We start from the raw sequence: 19,070 nt of genomic DNA on the forward strand, positions 1-19,070 counted from the left end.
GGGGTGTCTTCGTTCCTGTCTCGCGGTTTCCGGTGGGTGAACACGCCGCAGTCCGCAACCCGCGCGCGAGGCGGGTTGCGGACGGCGGACGGACGGTGCGTCAGGGTTCATCGACCGGTGGTCGCGAGGCCCCCGGCGTCAGCCGTGGTGGTGCGGTGCGGCGGCCGGCGTGTCGTACCACTCCTGCACCGCGTCCTCGTCGGCGACGGTGGCGCGGGCCAGGCCGTGGAAGCCGGTGTCCTCGATGCCGGTGGACAGCGCGAAGCGCTCCGGCGCGTGGGCGGAGACGATCACCGAGTAGGTGCCGGTGACCGCGGTGGTGTCGTAGCTGGCCAGGATGATGAAGTCGTTGCCGCTGTCGTCGTCGGTGATCGGGACGCGCAGCTCCGGGGTGATCTCGGTGACGTGCAGCTTCGGGTCGATCAGGGTGATCGTGGGCAGCTGGGCCTTGGTGAGGATGTTCTCGGGCGCCTCGTCCGGGATGATCAGGGCGATGCTGACCTCCTCGCCCTTGGTGAAGTGCAGCTGCGCCGACCGCACGTCGCCGGGTATGTCCACGGTGCCGTACAGGCCCATCGGGTCGGTGCCCTGGAGCACCAGCGGCGCGACCCAGGGCAGCCGGTCCTGGGCGGTGAGGATGACCGGGGTGTGGGCGGCGGCCGGCAGGGCCATGGCGACCACGGACGCCATGGCGGTCGCGGCGACGACGGCGGCGCTGCGGGTGGACACGAACGTTCGGATGCTCATCGGACCTCGATTGTCGCGAGTCGGGAGGGTGAAGGTGCTCGTGTTGCGAAAACCGGTCAGACCTGGCCCTTGACGTACTTCATGACGAACTCGTAGGCGAGGTCGCCGAACTGCGGGCCGAGCTGCTCACCGGCATGGACGGCCGCCGTGAAGTGGACGCCGCCGTAGGCGCGGCTCATGCCGGCCACGTCGGCGAAGTCCTTCCAGGAGGTGAAGTGCAGCTCGATGTCCTGCGCGGGGGTGACGCCGGGCTCGATGCGCGAGGACCCCTTGGGGAAGGGGAAGTGCAGGTCGATCGCGTCGCCGCCGAGGAAGCGGGTCGCCGACTGCGAGTGGGCGTGGTAGAGCGTCGTGGAGCCCGACGGGTACTCGGTGTGGTCGGGGATGTCGAGGTAGCTCTGCCACTCGGTGGCCTTCATGCTGACCGTGCCGAGGCCCGGGCCGCCCCAGCCCTTGACCTTGTTGTCGCCGTAGATGTGCCGGATCGCGTTGACCGGCCGGACGGCGTCCCAGACGTTCTTGTTGTACCAGGCGGCGATCAGCGCGTCGAAGACGGCGACGGCGGTGATCATGTGGAAGTGGAACCAGTCGTCGAACGGCAGGTTCTTCTCGGCGCCGGCCATGCCGACCGAGATGCCGAGCGCCATGAACTTGTCGTCGAAGGTCTCGGCGGTCATCTTCTGCTCGTCGGTCAGACCGGCCTGCATCGACAGGATCTCGTCGGCCTGCGCCTTGTAGTCCCGCCAGTTGTGCACGTCGCTCTTGTACGGCTTGGGCAGCTTGTACTTGGTGACGTCCTTGAAGGTGTACGGGCGGCAGTACATCAGCTGCGGGTTGATGAACTCCTGCACCCGCCACTGGCCCTGCTTGTCGGTGGGCACGATGTTGGGCTGCCAGCGCGAGGGGTCGCGCAGCTCGTAGGCGGTGTTGCGCGGCACGTAGCCGGTGTAGTCGTGGTACGGCATGGGGTGGTACTTGCGGCCGACGTCACCGGTCTGGTTCATGCCGTCGCGCAGCCGGCTGTCGACGACCGCCTGGCCCGCGACGTTGCCGATGCCCGCGGGGGTGCGGAGGTCCTTGGTGGTGTTGTCGGGGTCCAGCCCGTACTTGGCCAGCAGGGCGCGCCACTGGGCGGTGGCCGCCGGGATCATGCCGCTGAGCAGCCGCAGTGAGGCGTACATGATCGCGATGTTCTTGTTGCGGTTGGTCACGCCCTCGCTCGCCGGCCGGCGGCCCAGCTTGGACGTGACGCCCACCGCGGTCGCGTGGTAGGGGGCGATCGCGTCGAACCAGGCGTGCTGCAGCAGCGTGGTGACGCGCACGATGATCGTCGCGTCGTTGCCGGCGACGTAGGTCAGGATGATCGGCTCGGCCTCGGGCACGATGACCATCTCGACGATGTTGCCGTTGTCCCAGTCGATGTCGGCCGCGGCCTCGGGCGACGCGGTGGAGGTCGTGGAGCCGGCGGGCGCGGCGGCAGCGGTGCCCGCGCCGGCGAGTCCCAGTGCCGCGGCGGCGCCGCCGGCGGTACCGATGAGCATCGCCCGGCGCCGAAGCCCCTCCTGCGCCGGGGAGTCAGCGGATGAATTCATGTCCAGCACCCCTTTTGCCCCCCGCGCAGGGCGTTTCGCGGCATGGCACAGCCCAGCCATGTCGGTATACGTCGGCACAGGGGACGATTGTCGTGATCGGGCCCAGCCCGTTTCGGCTCAGATGCTGGCACGCCCGAGCGTCCCCTGGGCTCTCCCAAGTTGCTCACATGGGTGGCCGAAATCCTCTCCTGTTGCACCTCCGACCTCACTGCGGTAAACCTAACATATGTGTAAGGATAAGGAGTCCCGTGGTGAGTAGAACCGCAGCCGACCAGCAGGTCGGCCGGGAGGAGCCCGCCGCGCCGGCCGCCGGATGGCCCGCGCTCGTGGTGCTCTGCCTGGCCCAGTTCATGGCCGTACTCGATGTCTCCGTGGTGAACGTGGCCTTGCCGTCGATCGGCGGGTCGCTCGGCCTGAGCGGAGACTCGCTACCCTGGGTGATCACCGCTTACACCGTGGCGTTCGGCGGGCTGCTGATCCTCGGCGGCCAGGTCGCCGACGGCCTCGGCCGGCGCCATTCCTTCCAGCTGGGCCTGGCGGTCTTCACGCTGGCCTCGCTGGGCGCCGGGCTGTCCGGCAGCGGTGCGCAGCTGCTGACCGCCCGGGTCGCCCAGGGCGTCGGGGCGGCGCTGCTGTCGCCGTCGGCGCTGTCCATCCTGACCACCGAGTTCACCGGCGCGGCCCGCAACCGCGCACTGGGGGTGTGGGCCGCGATCGGGGCGGCGGGCGCCGCGGTCGGCGTGGTCGTCGGCGGCGCGCTGACCTCCGGGCCCGGCTGGGAGTGGGCGTTCTACATCAACGTGCCCGTCGGCGCGCTGGTCTTCGCCGCCGTCCCGGCCGTGGTGCCGAACCGGCCGCGCACCCCCGGCACCCCTCTCGACCTGCCGGGCGCGCTCACCGGCACCGGCACCGTCGCCTTCCTCATCTACGGCCTGGTCAAGGCGGGCGACAAGGGCTGGGGCTCGGCCGACGCGCTGGTGCCGATCGGCATCGCGGTGGTGCTGGCGGCGGTCTTCCTGTTCACCGAGAGCAAGGTGCGCCGGCCCCTGGTGCCGCTCGGCCTGGTGCGCCGCCCGCCGCTGCCCGGCGCGGTGGGCACCATGGTCTTCGCGACCGCCGCGCTGCTGGGCACGTACTACCTGACCTCGATCTACCTCCAGCACGCCGAGCACTACACCGCGCTGCACGCCGGCCTGGTCTTCCTGCCGGTCGCCTTCGCCACCGCGATCGGCGCCCACCTGGCCTCGGAGCAGGTCGGCAGGATCGGGCCGCGGCCGACCGCGTTCGGCGGGCTGCTGCTGGCCGCGATCGGGCTCGGCCTGATGGCGTGGAAGGGGATCGGCGGCGGGGTGTGGTCCACGCTCATGCCCGGCTTCCTGCTGGCGGCGGTCGGCATCGGCGCGACCTTCGTCACCGCGACCACCAGCGGCCTGTCGTCGGTCGACCCGGAGCACGCCGGGGTGGCCTCCGGGGTCTTCAACACCGGCCACGAGGTGGGTGCCTCGCTCGGCATCGCGGTGGTCTCCGCGGTCGCCGCCACCAGCGTCGCGGCCATGACGGCGCCGTCGCCGGCCGGCTTCCGGCACGCGTTCTGGGTGCTGGCGATCGGGGCCGCGGCGCTGGCCGCCGCCGCGACCGTACTGCTGCCCAAGGGGCCGATCGACCTGGGTGACAGCCCCATGCCGATGCACTGACCGCTGCGGCCCCGCGGATATCCTCATGCCCATGCACGATCCATCCCCGGCCAGGCGCGGCGACTCCGGAAGGCGCCGCCGCGCCGACGCCGAGCGGAGCATCGCCGCCATCCTGGACGCCGCCCTCAACACCGTGCCCCTGGACGGGGACTTCAACATGTCGGCCATCGCCCGCGCGGCCGGGGTCAGCCGGGTGACGCTCTACTCGCACTTCCCCACCCGCGAGGCACTGGTGGACGCCGCGTTGCAGCGCGCGTTCGCCCAGACCCATGACGCGCTGGCCGAGCTGCCGCTGGACGACGGGCCGCCGCAGGAGGTGCTGGAGCGGCTGCTCGGCTCCTCCTGGCAGGTGCTGGAGCGGCACCGCAACCTCTACCTGGTCGCCTCGACCAACCTGCCGCCGGAGAAGCTGCGCGGATACGCCGAGATGGTGCTGGGCCGTATCGAGCGGCTGCTGGCGCGCGGCCGGGCCGAGGGCGCCTTCCGCGCCGACCTGCCGCTGGACTGGCTGGTGGCGACGGTCTACACGCTGATGCACCTGGCCGCCGAGCAGGTCGGCTCGGGAGGCCGCAAGGCCGACGAGGCCGGTGAGCTGGTGACCGCGACGATCATGTCGCTGCTCACCGCGGGAAGCGTCAACACGGCGCCGCGCGACCCCTCCTGACACGCACTCACGTCCCTTATTGCCGGGCCGCTCCAGCTATCCTTGACACCCTAGTTAAGGATAACTAGCGTCATTCCCGCCGCGGCCGGGATCCGGCACGCCCGTGCATTCCGAAAGGATGCCTCCGCCATGCGCAAGGTCTACTTCGTCCTGTGTATCCTGCTGTTCGCCGCGATCGGTGTGCAGTTCTACCTGGCAGGTGTCGCGGCCTTCACCAAGCCGCAGACCGACAGCACCTTCGACGCGCACAAGATGAACGGCATGATGGTCATCCCGACCCTGGCCGTGCTCGCCACCATCGCCGCGCTGATCGCCAAGGTGCCGCGCAAGCTGGTCGGCATCACCTTCCTGGTCGCCGCGCTGGTGCCCGTGCAGATCCTGATCAACACCATCGGCGGGCGGGACGACGCCCACAGCTCGGTCGGCGGCGAGGCCGTGATGGGCCTGCACGTCATCAACGGCCTGGTCATCATGCTGGTGGCCCGCGCCGCGTTCAACGGCGCCAAGGCGATGCTCAAGGCCGGCCCCGGCGAGCGGCCCGCGCCCGCGGCCGGTCCCGAGCCGGCCGCGGGCGCCGAGTCGGCCACCGGCGCCGCCGGCTGACCGCCGCGCCGCTGCCCTTGCGCCTGCCCCTGCCCTTGCCCCTCCCCCGCCCCGCCGCGGCGGCCCGGTTCGAGCAATCTCAACGGTGACGATCCCCCGGCCGGTGCCGGAGGCTCGCCCCGTGAGGTCCGGTCCCGGCCACCGGCGGGGCCGGCTTCTTTCTCGGCTGGATCGGGTCGGCAGGCAGGAGCGGGAAGTTGAGCGGGCACACGCATCAGCAGACGCAGCAGGGGAATTCCACGACGGCCGGCTCGCCCTGGCGGACGCTGTCCGTCACGGCGGCCGGCGCGGCGGATCCGGCCGCGGCCTCGCGGCTGCTGGACGAGGTCCTGATCGGCACGGTACGGCCGTGGGCGGCCGGCGCGCCGGGCGGCGAGGCGGCCGACTGGTACGCCACCCGAGAGGCGGGCGAGCGGCCCCGGCTGCTGGTCCACCTGCGCGGAGCCGAGGACAAGCAGCTCACCGAACTGCGCGAGCGCGTCGAGGGCCCGGCGGGGGCGTATGCCGCCGAGGAGTCGGACTATCCGCTGGATCCGGCGCGCTACGGCGGGCCCGCCGGGGTGGCCGTCGGGGAGCGGCTGTGGACGTCGGCGAACGCCGATGTGCTCGCCACGCTCGCCGAGCACCGCTCGCGCGCCCGGCGGCTGCGCGCCGCCGCCGACCTGCTGACCGCGAGCGCGCTCGCGGCCGGCGGCACCTGGCGTGACGCGGTGCAGTGGCTGCGCGGCCACACCCGCACCTGGGCCCGCGAGGAGGGGCTGAGCCTCGCCGACGAGACGCAGGCCCGCTCCGCCGCGGAGGCCGGCTTCGTGCGCGACCAGAGCGGCTGGTCGGCGCAGGCCGAGCGGGTCCGCAGCGCCGCGTCCGCGCCCAACGCGATCGCGGAGGGCTCGCCCTTCGGGGTCGTCGCCCGCTGGTTCGCGTGGCAGTCGGCGGCGTGGGGGCGGCTGGCCGGGATGGAGCAGGCCGGGATGCTGCGGCGGCCGGCCCGCGAGGTCTACTCGGCGCTGGTGCACACCACGCTGCACGGGATGCTCGGGCTGACCGCGGCGGACGAGGCGTACCTGGCGTGGCTGCTGTCGGTCGCGCTGCTGGACGACGGGCCGCGCGAGCCCTTCTTCGCCGACACCGCGCGGTCCTCGGACCGGCGCTACCACGAGCAGAGCAAGTACGTCGTCTTCCGCGGCGAGGACCAGATGGCCGACGAGAGCATCGGCCCGGTGCTCGGCCGCCAGCAGCTGCCCGGCGCCGGCACCACCGTCGCGCTGCCCGCCCCCGGCACCCGCCCGCAGGGCCCGGGCCTGGCCGAGGTGCTGCTGGCCCGGCGCAGCACGCACGGCCGCTACCAGGGCAGCTTCACCCTGGACGAGCTGAGCACGCTGCTGTATTACGCCGCCGGCACCGCGTCGGACATGAAGAAGCCCGGCACCACGACGTCCTACCGGGTGCGCACCTACCCCAGCGGCGGCGCCAACTACCCGATCCGGCTGGCGATGTACTGCCACGCGGTGGAGGGCGTGGAGCGCGGCACCTACCTCTACGACCCCGAGGCCCACGCGCTGGAGCTGCTGTCGCCCGGCGACATCAGCCCGCAGCTGCTGCAGACCTCGCCGTGGCTGGACCCGCGGGTGCCGGCCCCGAAGGCGACGGGCAAGCTGGAGGCGGCGCAGTGCCCGCTGTGGCTGTTCCCCGTCGCGGACCTGACGCACCAGCGGCTCTCGTACGGTCTGCGCGCGTACCGCCTGGTGCTGGTGGAGTGCGGGCACATGGCGCAGAACCTGTCGCTGGTGGCGACGTGGATGGGCCGCTCGTGCATCGGCATCAGCGGCTACATGGACGACGCGGTCAACCAGCTGCTGGGGGTGGACGGCGTCAACAGCAGTGTCATGTACGTCTATCTGGTCGGTGACGTGCCCGCCGAGGGCTGAGCGGCGGCGGCACCGCGGCCGGACCGCGACGGCGGCCGGCTCCCCCGCGGCGGGGGGCCGGCCGCCGTCGTGCCGGGCGGTGCGGGGTCCTCAGACCGGGTCCGACTCCGACTGCGGGGCGGACGCCGGCTGCGGTACGGCCGCCGGCCCCTCGGACTCGCGGATGCCGACCCTGCCGTACAGCCGGGCCAGCGGTCCCGGCGCCCACCAGGCGGCGCGGCCGAACAGCCGCAGCACGGCGGGCAGCAGCAGGACGCGCACCAGCGTGGCGTCCAGCAGGATGCCGACGACCATGCCGACGCCGATCATCTTGGTGAAGACGATGCCGCTGGCGGAGAAGCCCACCACGACGACGCCGAGCAGCAGCGCGGCGGCGGTGATGATGCGGCCGGTCGTCTGCAGGCCGCCGGCGATCGCGGCCCTGGGGTCGTGGGTGGCGTCCCACTTCTCGCGGATCGCGGCGACCAGGAAGAGCTCGTAGTCGGTGGCGAGGCCGTAGAGGATGGCGAGGATGAGGACCGGGGTGGTCGGTTCCAGGAAGCCGGTCGGGGTGAAGTCCAGGCCGCCGGACAGGTGGCCGCTCTGGAAGACCCAGGTGATGACGCCGAAGGACGCGCCGATCGACAGCAGGTTCATCACGACCGCCTGGAGCGGCAGCAGGACCGAGCCGAAGGCCAGGAAGAGCAGCACGAAGGTGGCGGCGGCCATGATGGCGAGCATCCACGGCAGGCCGTGCTTGAGGGTCGCCAGCCGGTCGACGTCCATCGCGGGCCGGCCGCCGACCAGCACCTCGACGCCCGGCGGCTGGTGCAGGGCCCGGATGTCGCGGACGGCGTCGTAGGCGGTGTCGCCGGTGCGCGGCCCGTCGTAGCCGACGGTGAGCATGGCCGCGTCGCCCTTGGTGGCGCTGACGGTGACGTCCTTGACGCCGGGGACGCGGGCGACGGCGTCGCGGACGGCCTGCAGGGTGGCACCGGGGGCGTGGCCGACGAAGACCTCCAGCGGGGCGTCGGAGCCGCCGGGGAAGCGGTCGGCCAGTTCCTGGGAGACGACCCGGGCCTCGGTGTTCTTGGGCAGCACGCGCTCGTCGTTGCCGGCGAAGTGGACGTTCAGGAAGGGCGCGGCGAACGCGCCGAGGACGACGACGACACCGATCACGTACAGCACCGGGCGGCGCATCACGGTGTGCGCGAGCTTCGCCCAGGCTCCGTGGCCCTCGGCCGCGGCGGCCTCGCGGCGGGCGCGGCCGGGCAGCGGGATGCGCAGCGCGTTGATGCGCCGGCCGAGCAGCGCCAGCAGGGCGGGCAGCACGGTGAGCGCGCTGATCATCGCGACCAGCACCGCGGACATGCCGCCCAGGCCGATGGAGCGCAGGAAGACCAGCGGGAAGATGAGCAGGCTGGACAGCGCCAGCACCACGGTGAGGCCGGAGACCAGCACGGTGCGGCCGGCGGTGGCCATGGTGCGGGCGATGGCCTCGGCCGGTTCGTGGGTCTCCAGCTCGCGCCGGTAGCGGCTGACGATCAGCAGGGAGTAGTCGATGGCCAGGCCCAGGCCGAGCAGCGTGATGGTGTTCACCGCGAAGGTGGACACGTCGGTGAACTCGGTGAGGACGCGGGTGACGGTGAAGGCGCCGAAGATGGCCAGCACGCCGATGAGCAGCGGTGTGGTGGCGGCGACGACACCGCCGAAGATCAGGACGAGCAGGATCAGGACGGCGGGGAAGGCGATCATCTCGCCGCGCTCGATGTCCTTCTGCGCCATGTCGTCGGTGACCACGGCGAGCGGGACGACGCCGCCCACCTGGGTCTTGACCCCGGCGGCCGGCAGCGCGGACTTGATGTCCTTGTACTGGTCGGACTTGGTGTCCTGGTCCTTGCCGCGCAGCGTGATGGCGATGCTGGTGGCGTGCCGGTCGGTGGAGACCAGCGAGGGCAGCTCGGTGTCCGCGTACGTGGCCACGTACGCCACTTCCGGACGCCCGCGCAACGCCGTGACCGTGGAGTTGACAGAATTCGCAAAGGCCGGGTCGTCGACGGTGGTTTTGGTGGTTGAGTAGATGACCACCACATCCACGTCGCGCGCCCCGAGATCCTGGGCGATCCGCACCGAGGCCCGTGAGGACTCGTTGTGCGGGTCGTCGAAACCCCCTGATTTCAGTACCTTGAATACGCCTCCTCCCCAGGCCCCGCCGACCAGGATGACGACGACCCCCGCCGCAATCGCCACCCAGCGGAACCTGACCAGGAGACGGCCCCAGTCGGATAACATACGAGCTCCTATAGTTGTACGTCACAACTGCCGTAGGGCAGCGTAGCAATCAAGGGTTGCCCCGTGCAACCCACGGAGGTGGTAATGCCCGCCGGACCGCACGATGTGCTGGAAATGGCGATGGACGGCCTGTTCAGGCGGCGCGGCGTGCTGGATCCGTCGCGGGTCGTGCCGGGCCTCGGCGCTTCGCTCTCGGAGTCGCTGGCGCTCGGCTATCTGTCCGGCGGTCCGTGCGTCCAGCACGAACTCGGCTCGTATCTCGGCCTGGAGAAGAGCACCGTGAGCCGGCTGGTGGCCGGCATGACCGAGAAGGGGTGGGTCGAGCGCGCCCGTGACCCCGACAACCGGCGCTTCCAGAAGGTCGTGCTGACCCCCGCCGGGCGGCGGGCCGCCAGCCAGATCGCCGAGGCCATGCGGCAGCGGCACGAGCGGTGGCTGGCGGCGCTGACCCCGGAGGAGCAGCACGCCCTGGCCGTCGGGCTGCCCGCGCTGGTACGGGCGATGACCGCCGAACTGGGCGACGAGTAGCGGCCGGTGGGGCGGGCTCACCGGCCCGCCCCACCGGTCATCGCGCGGATCCGCCCGCCCACCGGGCGATCCGCTCCAGCACGGCCTGCGCGATGCCGCCGGCCATGATGGAGTAGTGGTCGGCGGGCCACACGTCCGTCTCCAGGTCCGGACTGAGCGCCCGCCAGGCCGGCACGGGGTCGGGGCGGTCCACCGCGCCGGCCACGCACAGCAGCACCGGCACCCCCGGCGCAGCCGCCGGGCGGTACCGGGCCAGCGCCGCGAGGTTGGCGGCGTGCACCCGCATCAGCCGCTCGTAGCCCGCCGGGTCCAGCTCGGCCGGCAGCAGCCCGTGCCGCACCGCCCCGTCGCGCGCCGCCGCCGCCAGCCCGTCGCCGGACGCGGCCCGTACCGCCTCGGTGACGTCCGGCGGCAGCGCGCCGCCCGCGAGGTCGGCGAGGAATTCCAGGTGCCGCTCGGTGTCGGTGGCCGGCTGCCGCAGGTTCGCCAGGTCGCTGTCGATCATGAAGACCGCCGCCCGGTGCCCCTGCGCGGCCAGTTGCCCCGCGACCTCGTACGCCAGCACCCCGCCCATCGACCAGCCGCCCAGCAGATACGGGCCCTGCGGGGCCAGTTCGAGCAGCTCGGCCAGGTAGCCCGCGGCCATCGCCGCCAGGTCCTGCTCGCCGGCCGTGCCGCCGCGGGCCAGCACCGGGTGCTGGAAGGCGCGGACCGGGCCGGCCCAGTCGCGGGCGAAGCCGGTGTAGCAGCTGACCGCGCCGCCCACCGGGTGGAACAGGTGCACCGGATGCCCCTCCCGGGCCGACAGCGGCACCGAGCAGCCGCCCGCGGCGCCGGCCGCGCCGCCCCGGTCGATGCGCTCGGCCAGGTCCAGCAGCGCCGGGGTCTCGAAGATCTCGCCGAAGCGCAGCTGCACCCCGAACTCCGCCTCGACCCGGTTGACCAGCCGCAGCGCCAGCAGCGAGTTGCCGCCCAGGCCGAAGAAGTCCGACTCGGGCCCCACGGCGTCGACTTCGAGCAGGGTGCGCCACAGCTCGGCCAGCCGCACCGCGGTACGGCCGCCGGGTGCCGCGCCCGTGGACGCGTCCTCGCGGCGGGCGGCGGCCCGCGCCTCGGCGAGGCTGCGGGCGACATCCACCTTGCCGTTGGCCGACAGCGCCGGGCGGTCCACGACATGGATCGCGCCGGGCACCATGTAGTGCGGCAGCCGGCCGCGCAGCGCCGCCGCCAGCCCCGCGGGTGCCGGCCGCTGCGCGCCGGGGTCGGCCACGACCAGGGCGACCAGCCGCTTCTGCCCGGCGGGCCCGTCCTCGACCGCGACCGCGCAGTCCCGTACCCCCGGGCAGGCCCGCACCGCCGCCTCGACCTCGCCGGGCTCGACCCGGAAGCCCTGGATCTTGGCCTGCCGGTCCTCCCGGCCCAGGAACTCGATGACGCCGTCGGCGCGGTAGCGGCCGAGGTCGCCGGTCCAGTAGAGGCGCTCGCCGGTGACCGGGTGGGTGACGAAGCGCTCGGCGGTGCGCTCGGGGTCGCGCCAGTAGCCGCGGGCCAGGCCCGCCCCGCCGATGTGGATACGCCCCGCGGCGCCGGGCGGGCGCACGTCGAGCCGGTGGTCCAGGACCCGCATGGTCTGCCCCGGCAGCGGCCGGCCGTAGGGGATGCTCCGCCAGGCCGGGTCCACCTCGCCCACCAGGTAGGAGTTGGACCAGATGGACGCCTCGGTCGCGCCGCCCAGCGCGGTGACCCGCACCCCGGGCCACAGCCGGCGCATCCGGCCGGGCAGCGCGGTGGGCACCCAGTCGCCGCTGAGCAGGAAGGACCGGATCGGCGGGCGGGCCGGGTCCGCGCCCGCGTCATCGGCGTTGTCGGCGGCGCCGGCGGCGGCTTCCTCGGCGACCTCGGTCAGCATCTCGGCGAGCGCCGGCACCGAGTTCCACACCGTCACCCCGTGCGCGGCGGCCGTCGCGGCCCAGCCCAGCGGGTCGGGCCGGGCGGAGGCGGCGGGCAGCACGAGCGCGGCGCCGGCCGCGAGGGTGCCGAAGACGTCCCACACCGACAGGTCGAAGCTCAGCGAGGAGATGCCGAACACCCGGTCGCGGGGGGTGAGCCCGATGCGCTGGTTGATGTCCAGCACGGTGTTGAGGGCGGCGGCGTGCTCGATCATCACGCCCTTGGGCCGGCCGGTGGAACCGGAGGTGTAGATGATGTACGCCAGGTCGTCGGGCCCGGTGGCCGCCGGCAGCGGCCCGGGGTCGGCGGCCGGGTCGAGGCCGTCCACGGCGAGTTCGAGCAGCGGCCGGGTGCCGCCGGCGTACGGGTGGTGGGACTGGCCGAGGACGACCCGTGCGGCGCAGTCGTCGAGGAGCTCGCCGATCCGGGCGGCCGGCAGCCCGGCGTCGACCGGGCAGTAGGCGGCGCCGGAGCGGACCACGCCGAGGGCGGCGGCGACCTGCTCCCAGCCCTTGGCCATGACGACGGGCACGATGTTGCCGGCGCCGACGCCTTGCGCGTGCAGCCATGAGGCGATCTGCCGGGAGAGCGCGTCGAGTTCGCCGTACGTCAGGGTGCGCCCGGCGGCGATCACGGCGGGGGCGTCCGGCTGCCGGGCCGCCCGGGCGGTGAAGCCGTCCTCCAGCCTGCCGCGCGGCGGCGGCCCGCCGGGGGCGTTGTCGGCGGCCACGAGCGCGCGGTGGGCGGCCGGCACCGGGTCGGGGTCGGCGGTCACCCCGCCGGGGGCGGCCAGGTGGTCCAGCATCCGCGCGTACGCGTCGAACATCTGGTCGGCAAGGCCCGGCGGGAACGCCTCGTCCACCACGTCCCACACGCAGTCCACCGCGCCGTGCGGGCCGTCCACGAGCTGGTTGTCGATCAGCACCTGCGGGGTGCGCAGGTTGTTGTGCACCGTCCGGCAGGCCGGGCTCGCCGCACCGGTGTCGCGGCGGGCCGGTCCGAGCATGCTGTTGAAGACGTACGGCAGCGCCGCCCGGCCCGTCCAGCCGCGCCGGGCGGCCAGCTCCCGGGTGACCTTGACCGCGGTGACCTCGCTGTGCGCCATGTCCTGCCACAGCCGGCTCTGCAGCCGGGCGGCCCGGGCGAAGAAGCCGCCCTCGCCGCGCAGGTCCACCTCCAGCGGCAGCGTGGAGCTGAACTGCCCGACGACGCCGGCGGTCTCGGGGTGGGCGGTGGCCCAGTTCTGGTGCAGCACGTTGAGGCAGAAGTGCGGGGCGGCGGCCCAGGTGCCCAGCGTCTCGGCGAAGACGTGCATCATCGCCGCGGCCGGCAGCACCTTGTGGGCGCGGAAGGCGGCCGACAGCCGCTGCCACTGCTCGCGGCTCAGCCGGTGGGTGCGGCGCACCAGGCGGCCGGCCTTGAGGGTGGCGACCTTCCCGGAGGACGGCAGCACCGGCGCCTCGGGCAGGGTGTCCAGCCGGTCGGCCCAGTACTTCCAGTGCGCCGCGTAGTCGTCGGTGCGCTCGTAGCCGATCCGGGCGAGCACGCACTCGCGGAAGGTGCGCCCGGTCGGCGGGAGTTCGGCGGCCGGGTCGGTGTAGAGCCGCCACCACTCCTGCTGGAGGGTGCGGGTGCTGCCGGAGTCCAGCAGCAGCAGGCTCATCGAGAAGTGGATCCGGTAGCGGTGCGGTCGCACCCGGTGCGCGGAGACCGTGAACAGCCGCCGCCCGGTGGGATCGACGCCCCGGTCGCACAGCTCGCGGCGGGCGGCGAGCAGCGCCTGCTCGCGCTCGGCCGCGGGCAGCCCGGTCAGGTCGGTGACCGGCAGCGCGAACGGCTCGGCCTCCTCCGGCGCGAGCACCTGCTGGGCGCCCTCGGGCAGCACGACGGTGCGCAGGTGCTCGTGCCGGGCGATCAGCAGGTCGATCGCCCGGCGGGCCCGCTCCGCGTCGAAGTCGACCATGTCGATCTCGACGTACATCGTCGGGTGGAAGCCGCCGAGCTCGATCAGGCCGCTGCCGCCGACCAGGTAGCCGGCCTGCAGGTCGGTGAGCGGGAAGGCGCCGGACGCGCCCTGCGGCGCCGGGCCCGGCGCGGGTACGGCCTCGGTGAGCTGGTCCACTGTCATCGCTGGTCCCCCGTCATTCGTGCGCCGTCATCGCATCCACCCGGCGGCCCGTTCGGCGAGCATGATGCAGGTCAGGTTGGTCGGGGCGCGGACGATCGACGGCATCACGGAGGCGTCGGCGACCCGCAGCCCGGTGACGCCGTACACCCGCAGCCGCTCGTCGACGACCGCGCCGTCGTCGCCCGCCGGGCCCATCCGGGCGGTGCCGGCGGCGTGCCAGGTCGGGGTGACGAAGTTGGCCACCGCGCGGCGCAGCAGCGTGTCGTCCTCGACCATGCGCTCGGTCCACAGGAAGGTCCTGGCCGCCATCGGCGCGAACGGCGCGGAGCGCACCACCCGCCAGGCGGCCCGTACGCCGTTCATCAGCCGCCGCAGGTCGTCCTCGTCGGTGGCCAGCCGCAGCCGGATCGCCGGGGCGGCCTTGGGGTCGGCGTCGGTGAGCTCGACGGTGCCGCGCGAGCGCGGGGCGAGCAGCAGCGCGCCGACCGAGATGCCGGCGTCGGAGCCGAGGACGGCGCCGATGCCGGGGATGGCGGCGCCGCGGACGTTGGCGACCAGCAGCAGGTTGACGTCCGGCAGGTCGCCGGTGGTGGCGATCCGGGCCATCGCCTCGTGCCAGGGGTCGTCGTCCGCGCACACCCCGGGGGCGGCGGCCGACCACACCGGCACCATCGGATGGTCGATCAGGTTGCCGCCGACGCCCGGCAGGTCGGCGGTGACGGGCAGGCCGAGCGCGGCGGAGCGGGCGGCGGCGCCGATGCCGGAGCGCTGCAGGACCAGCGGGCTGCCGATCGCGCCGGCGCACAGCGTGACCTGCCCGGCGCGCACCTGGTGGACGCGGCCGTCGCGCAGCAGCTCCACACCGGTGACCCGGCCGCCGGTGACCAGTACCCGGGTGACCTCGGCGCGGTCGGCGACGGCCAGGTTCGGCCGCTCGCGGGCCGGCTCCAGGTAGGCGTCGGCGGCCGAGACGCGGTGCCGGCCGGCGAGGTTGCCGGGGATGGGCCCGGCGCCCGTGCCGCCGTCGTTGAGGTCGGGCCGGTCGGGGATGCCGGCCGCGCGGCAGCCGGCGAGGAAGGCGGCGGCGGCCTTCGACAGCCGCTCGGGCGCGGGGCGGCGCACCGGCAGCGGGCCGTGCCCGCCGTGCAGGGCGCTGTCCCCGTAGTCGGCGTCGGCCTCCAGGCCGCGGAAGTACGGCAGCACGTCCGCCCACGACCAGCCGGCGCAGCCGGCCGCCGCCCAGCCGTCGAAGTCGGCGGGCAGGCCGCGCAGCGCGATGGCGCCGTTGACCGCGGAGGACCCGCCGAGCACCTTGCCGACCAGGTACGGGTACTGCCGCCCGGCGCCGGGCTCGGTGTCGCCGACCGAGGCGGTGTGGTCCCAGTTGGCGCCGGTCAGCACCGGGCTGCCGGGCGGCCCGGACTGCGGCGCGGGGTCGGTGCCGGCCTCGACCAGCAGCACCCGCCGCCCGGGCTCCTGCGACAGCCGGGCGGCCAGCACCGAGCCGGCCGAGCCGCCGCCGACCACGACGTCGTCCCAGGTGCGGTCCAGCAGCTCGGCGGCGAAGCCGCCCGTCCCCGCGGCCATCAGGCCGGCGCCCCGACCTGCTTGCGCAGCTCGGCGGCCAGTTCGGTGACGGTGGGGCTCTCGAACAGCAGCCGCAGGCCCTCGTCGCCCTCGGTGGCGATGCCGAGGTCGTCGCGCAGCCGGGTGAGGATGCGTACCGCGTGCAGCGAGTCGGCGCCCATCTCGAAGAGGTTGTCCAGCACGCCGAAGTCGTCGCGTTGCAGCACCTCGCGCCAGATGGCCAGCAGCCGTTCCTCCAGGTCGTCGCGCGGGCCCTCGACGGCCTCCTGGTCCGGCTCGCTCCACGCGGTCGGCAGCGCGGAGACGTCGACCTTGCCGTTGGCGCTCAGCGGCACGGTGTCGATGAGCAGGTAGTGCTGCGGGACCATGTAGTCGGGCAGCGCCGCGGCGAGCGCGGCCCGTACGGTCTCGGTGTCGGGTTCCGAGCCGGGCGCGCCCACCACGTAGGCGACCAGCTGGCGGGCGCCGGTGACGGGGTTGGCGTCCACCCGGACCAGGCCCTCGGCGACGCCGGGCAGCCGGCGCAGGGCCGCGGTGATCTCGCCGAGCTCGATGCGGTAGCCGTTGAGCTTGACCTGGGAGTCCTGCCGGCCGAGGAACTCGATGTCGCCGCCGGGCAGGTAGCGGCCGAGGTCGCCGGTGCGGTAGAGGCGCTCGCCGGTGCGCGGGTGGGTGACGAAGCTCGCCGCGGTGCGCTGCGGGTCGGCCCAGTACCCCTTGGCCACGCCGGTGCCGCCGATGTAGATGTCGCCCGCGGTCCACACCGGACAGGGCTCGAAGGCCGCGTTGTAGACGTGCAGCGTCTGGTTGGCGAGCGGCTTGCCGTACGGGATGCGCACCCACTCGGGCGGGACGGCGCCGACCGGGTAGCACACCGACCAGATGGACGCCTCGGTCGCGCCGCCCAGGCTGATGACGCGGGCGCGCGGTTCGGCGGCGCGTATCGCGTCGGGCAGGCCCACCGGGATCCAGTCGCCGCTGAGCAGCACGGTGCGCAGGCTGCCGGCGGCGGTGCGGCCACCGGCGTCCACCCAGGCCTGCATGAGCGCGGGCACCGAGTTCCACACGGTGACGCCGTGCCGGTCCATCAGCTCGGTCCACTGCTGCGGGTCGCGGGCGCCGGCGGCCGGCGGGACGACGACGGCGGCGCCGGCCGCGAGGGTGCCGAAGACGTCGTAGACGGACAGGTCGAAGCTCAGCGAGGACAGCGCCAGGACCCGGTCGGCGGGGCCGACGCCGAAGCGGCGGTTGATGTCCTGGACGGTGTTGACCGCGCCCCGGTGGTCGATCATCACGCCCTTGGGAGTGCCGGTGGAGCCGGAGGTGAAGATGACGTAGGCGAGGTCGGTGGGCTCGGGCCCGGCGTCCAGCGGGCCGTCGTCGGCGGTGCGGACCTCGGCGTCCTCCAGCGTGATCGGCTGCACGCCGGCCGGCCACTGGGCGCTGTCGCGCAGCTGCGGGGAGGTCACCACGAGCTGCACGCCGCCCAGTTCCAGCACCTGGGAGCGGCGGGCCTGCGGCCACGAGGGGTCGACGGGCAGGTAGGCGGCGCCGGACGCGGTGACGCCCAGGGTCGCGGCGACCTGCTCCCAGCCGCGCTCCAGCACGATCCCGACGAGGTTGTCGCGCCGGGCGCCGCACTCCAGCAGCCGCCGGGCCAGCCGGTTGGCGTGCGCCGTGAGCTGCCGGTACGTCAGCTGAGTGTCGCCGGCGATGACGGCGACGGCGTCGGGGGCGCGCCGGGCCTGCTCCTCGGCCAGGCCGCACAGCGTGCCGCCGGGCAGCCGCAGCGCGGTGGCGTTGGCGGCGTCCCGCTCGGCCTCCTGCCAGCCGGGCAGCTGCGGGCGCAGCGCCGGGTCGTCCCAGGCGCCCTCGTCGGCGGCCAGCCGCTCCAGCAGCGCGTGGTAGGAGCCGAACATGTCGTCCAGCAGCCGGTCGGGGAACAGCGCGTCGACGCAGTCCCAGTTGTAGAGCAGGTCGCCGAACTCCTCCATGATCTGGTGGTCGACCCACACCTGCGGGGTCTGGCTGATGCCGTAGCCGAGCCGGCCGAAGAAGCCGCGGTCGCCGGCCTGGTCCTGCTGCGGGGCCGAGCCGATGGCGCTGGTCACCACGATGGGCATGGCCGCGCCCAGGCCCGAGGACAGGCTGCGGGCGCGTTCGCGCAGCACCCGCAGGCCGCTGTAGGCGGTGTGGCCGAGGTCGCGCAGCAGCTGGCCGCCGAGCCGCAGCGCCCGGTCGGCGAACGTCTCGTCGGGGGCGGGCTCCTGGACGGCGAGCATGGTCAGCGAGGTGAAGTCGCCGATGATCTCGCCGATGGCCGGGTGCAGCGGGGGGCGGTCGAAGAGGGTGAGGTTGAGGGTGAAGTCGCGCTGCCCGCCCGACCACAGCCGCAGCACGTCGGAGAAGGCGGCCATCAGCGCGACCGACGGGGTCAGCCCGCGGCGCCGGGCGGCGGCCTTGACCGCGTCCCACTGCTCGCGCGGAAGCCGGCCCTGGCGGCGGACGAACTCCACCGACTCCAGTTGCGCGGGCTGCTTGGCGAGCGGCAGTTCGGGCGCGTTCGGCAGCTCGGCGAGCCGGCCCAGCCAGTACGCCTCGGCCTGGGCGTAGCCGGGGCCGCTGCGCAGCTCCTGCTGGGCGGCGATGTAGTCGCGGTAGAACACGCCGGGCTCGGGCAGCCGCTGCCCGGGGTTCTCGTACGCCTGCCGCCAGTCGTGGAAGAGCAGCGCGAGGCTGAAGAAGTCGATGATGAGGATGTTGAAGCTCAGGTGCAGCCGGTGCCGGCCGCCGCCGAGCAGGCTCGCCCGGATCTCGAACAGCGGCCAGGCGTCCGGCTCGGGGGTCTTCGCGCCGAGTTCGGCGCGGGTGGCCAGCAGCGCCTGCTCGCGGTCGGCGTCGCCGAGCGCCGTGAGGTCGGCGACGGCGATCTCGTAGCGCGGCACGTCGGGCAGCACGCGCTGCAGGCCGTCGGGCTGGACGACGGCGCGCAGCATGTCGTGCCGGGCGATGACGGCGTTGAGCGCGTCGGTGAGCCGGCAGACGTCCAGGCCCTCGCCGTCGAGCTCGAAGTAGTAGTGGGTGGACACGCCGCCGAGCTCGATCGCGGAGCTGCGGCCGATCCAGTACGCCTGCTGGATGTCGGTGAGCGGGAAGGGTTCGTGGCGCAGATCCGGGCGGGGCACGACGCGGACGTCCTCGCCGCCGGCCTCGCTGCGCCGCAGCAGCGCGACGAGCTGGTCGCGCTGCGCCTTGAGCTGCTCGCGCAGTTCGGCGGTGAGCGAGCCGGCCGGGGCCACCACGTCGAGACGGTCGTCGACCAGGCGCAGCCTGATGCCGCGCCGGTGCAGTTCGGAGAGCAGAGCCTGGGCCATGATT

At 73.9% G+C, this 19,070-nt stretch carries 11 protein-coding genes; 5 read left to right on the plus strand and 6 right to left on the minus strand.

The window, feature by feature from the left end:
* Positions 1-138: 138 nt before the first annotated feature.
* Positions 139-747, minus strand: a complete 609-nt coding sequence (locus HCN08_RS18115; RefSeq protein WP_167984170.1) for a hypothetical protein — start codon at positions 745-747, stop codon at positions 139-141.
* Between the two features lie 56 nt (positions 748-803).
* Positions 804-2,339 (minus strand): DUF6851 domain-containing protein, encoded by a 1,536-nt coding sequence (locus HCN08_RS18120; protein ID WP_167984171.1) that lies wholly within the window; start codon positions 2,337-2,339, stop codon positions 804-806.
* 251 nt (positions 2,340-2,590) lie between these two features.
* Here HCN08_RS18120 and HCN08_RS18125 point away from each other — a divergent pair, with 251 nt between their 5' ends.
* The 4 genes from HCN08_RS18125 to HCN08_RS18140 all read left to right on the plus strand — a co-directional run bounded on the left by HCN08_RS18125 (position 2,591) and on the right by HCN08_RS18140 (position 7,228).
* A complete protein-coding gene (locus HCN08_RS18125; RefSeq protein ID WP_167984172.1) occupies positions 2,591-4,033 on the plus strand; it encodes an MFS transporter in 1,443 nt (480 codons plus the stop codon).
* Positions 4,034-4,064: 31 nt separating this feature from the next.
* Positions 4,065-4,697, plus strand: coding sequence for a TetR/AcrR family transcriptional regulator (locus HCN08_RS18130; protein WP_167984173.1), 633 nt, complete (start codon positions 4,065-4,067; stop codon positions 4,695-4,697).
* A gap of 129 nt (positions 4,698-4,826) precedes the next feature.
* The gene (locus HCN08_RS18135; protein ID WP_167984174.1) at positions 4,827-5,300 is read left to right on the plus strand and encodes a DUF6220 domain-containing protein; all 474 of its coding nucleotides are present in this window, start codon (positions 4,827-4,829) and stop codon (positions 5,298-5,300) included.
* 197 nt (positions 5,301-5,497) lie between these two features.
* The gene (locus tag HCN08_RS18140; RefSeq protein ID WP_167984175.1) at positions 5,498-7,228 is read left to right on the plus strand and encodes a SagB family peptide dehydrogenase; all 1,731 of its coding nucleotides are present in this window, start codon (positions 5,498-5,500) and stop codon (positions 7,226-7,228) included.
* Positions 7,229-7,318: 90 nt separating this feature from the next.
* Here HCN08_RS18140 and HCN08_RS18145 read toward each other — a convergent pair whose 3' ends face one another.
* Positions 7,319-9,499, minus strand: coding sequence for an MMPL family transporter (locus tag HCN08_RS18145; protein WP_167984176.1), 2,181 nt, complete (start codon positions 9,497-9,499; stop codon positions 7,319-7,321).
* A gap of 84 nt (positions 9,500-9,583) precedes the next feature.
* Here HCN08_RS18145 and HCN08_RS18150 point away from each other — a divergent pair, with 84 nt between their 5' ends.
* Positions 9,584-10,027: a MarR family winged helix-turn-helix transcriptional regulator gene (locus HCN08_RS18150; RefSeq protein ID WP_167984177.1), complete on the plus strand. Its 444-nt coding sequence runs from the start codon at positions 9,584-9,586 to the stop codon at positions 10,025-10,027.
* Positions 10,028-10,064: 37 nt separating this feature from the next.
* Here the strand turns inward: HCN08_RS18150 and HCN08_RS18155 are convergent, their stop codons facing one another.
* Genes HCN08_RS18155 through HCN08_RS18165 form a run of 3 tightly spaced genes read right to left on the minus strand, consistent with a single transcriptional unit; the run spans position 10,065 to position 19,066 of the window.
* Positions 10,065-14,105 (minus strand): non-ribosomal peptide synthetase, encoded by a 4,041-nt coding sequence (locus HCN08_RS18155; protein WP_167984178.1) that lies wholly within the window; start codon positions 14,103-14,105, stop codon positions 10,065-10,067.
* Positions 14,106-14,132: 27 nt separating this feature from the next.
* Entirely contained in the window at positions 14,133-15,692 is a 1,560-nt protein-coding gene (locus tag HCN08_RS18160; protein ID WP_167984179.1) for a GMC family oxidoreductase, read from the minus strand.
* The gene (locus HCN08_RS18165) at positions 15,692-19,066 is read right to left on the minus strand and encodes a non-ribosomal peptide synthetase (RefSeq protein ID WP_167984180.1); all 3,375 of its coding nucleotides are present in this window, start codon (positions 19,064-19,066) and stop codon (positions 15,692-15,694) included. The genes HCN08_RS18160 and HCN08_RS18165 overlap by 1 nt, the downstream gene beginning before the upstream one ends.
* Between the last annotated feature and the right edge of the window lie 4 nt (positions 19,067-19,070).

The organism is Actinacidiphila epipremni, from assembly GCF_012034175.1.
Classification (GTDB): Bacteria; Actinomycetota; Actinomycetes; order Streptomycetales; family Streptomycetaceae; genus Actinacidiphila; species Actinacidiphila epipremni.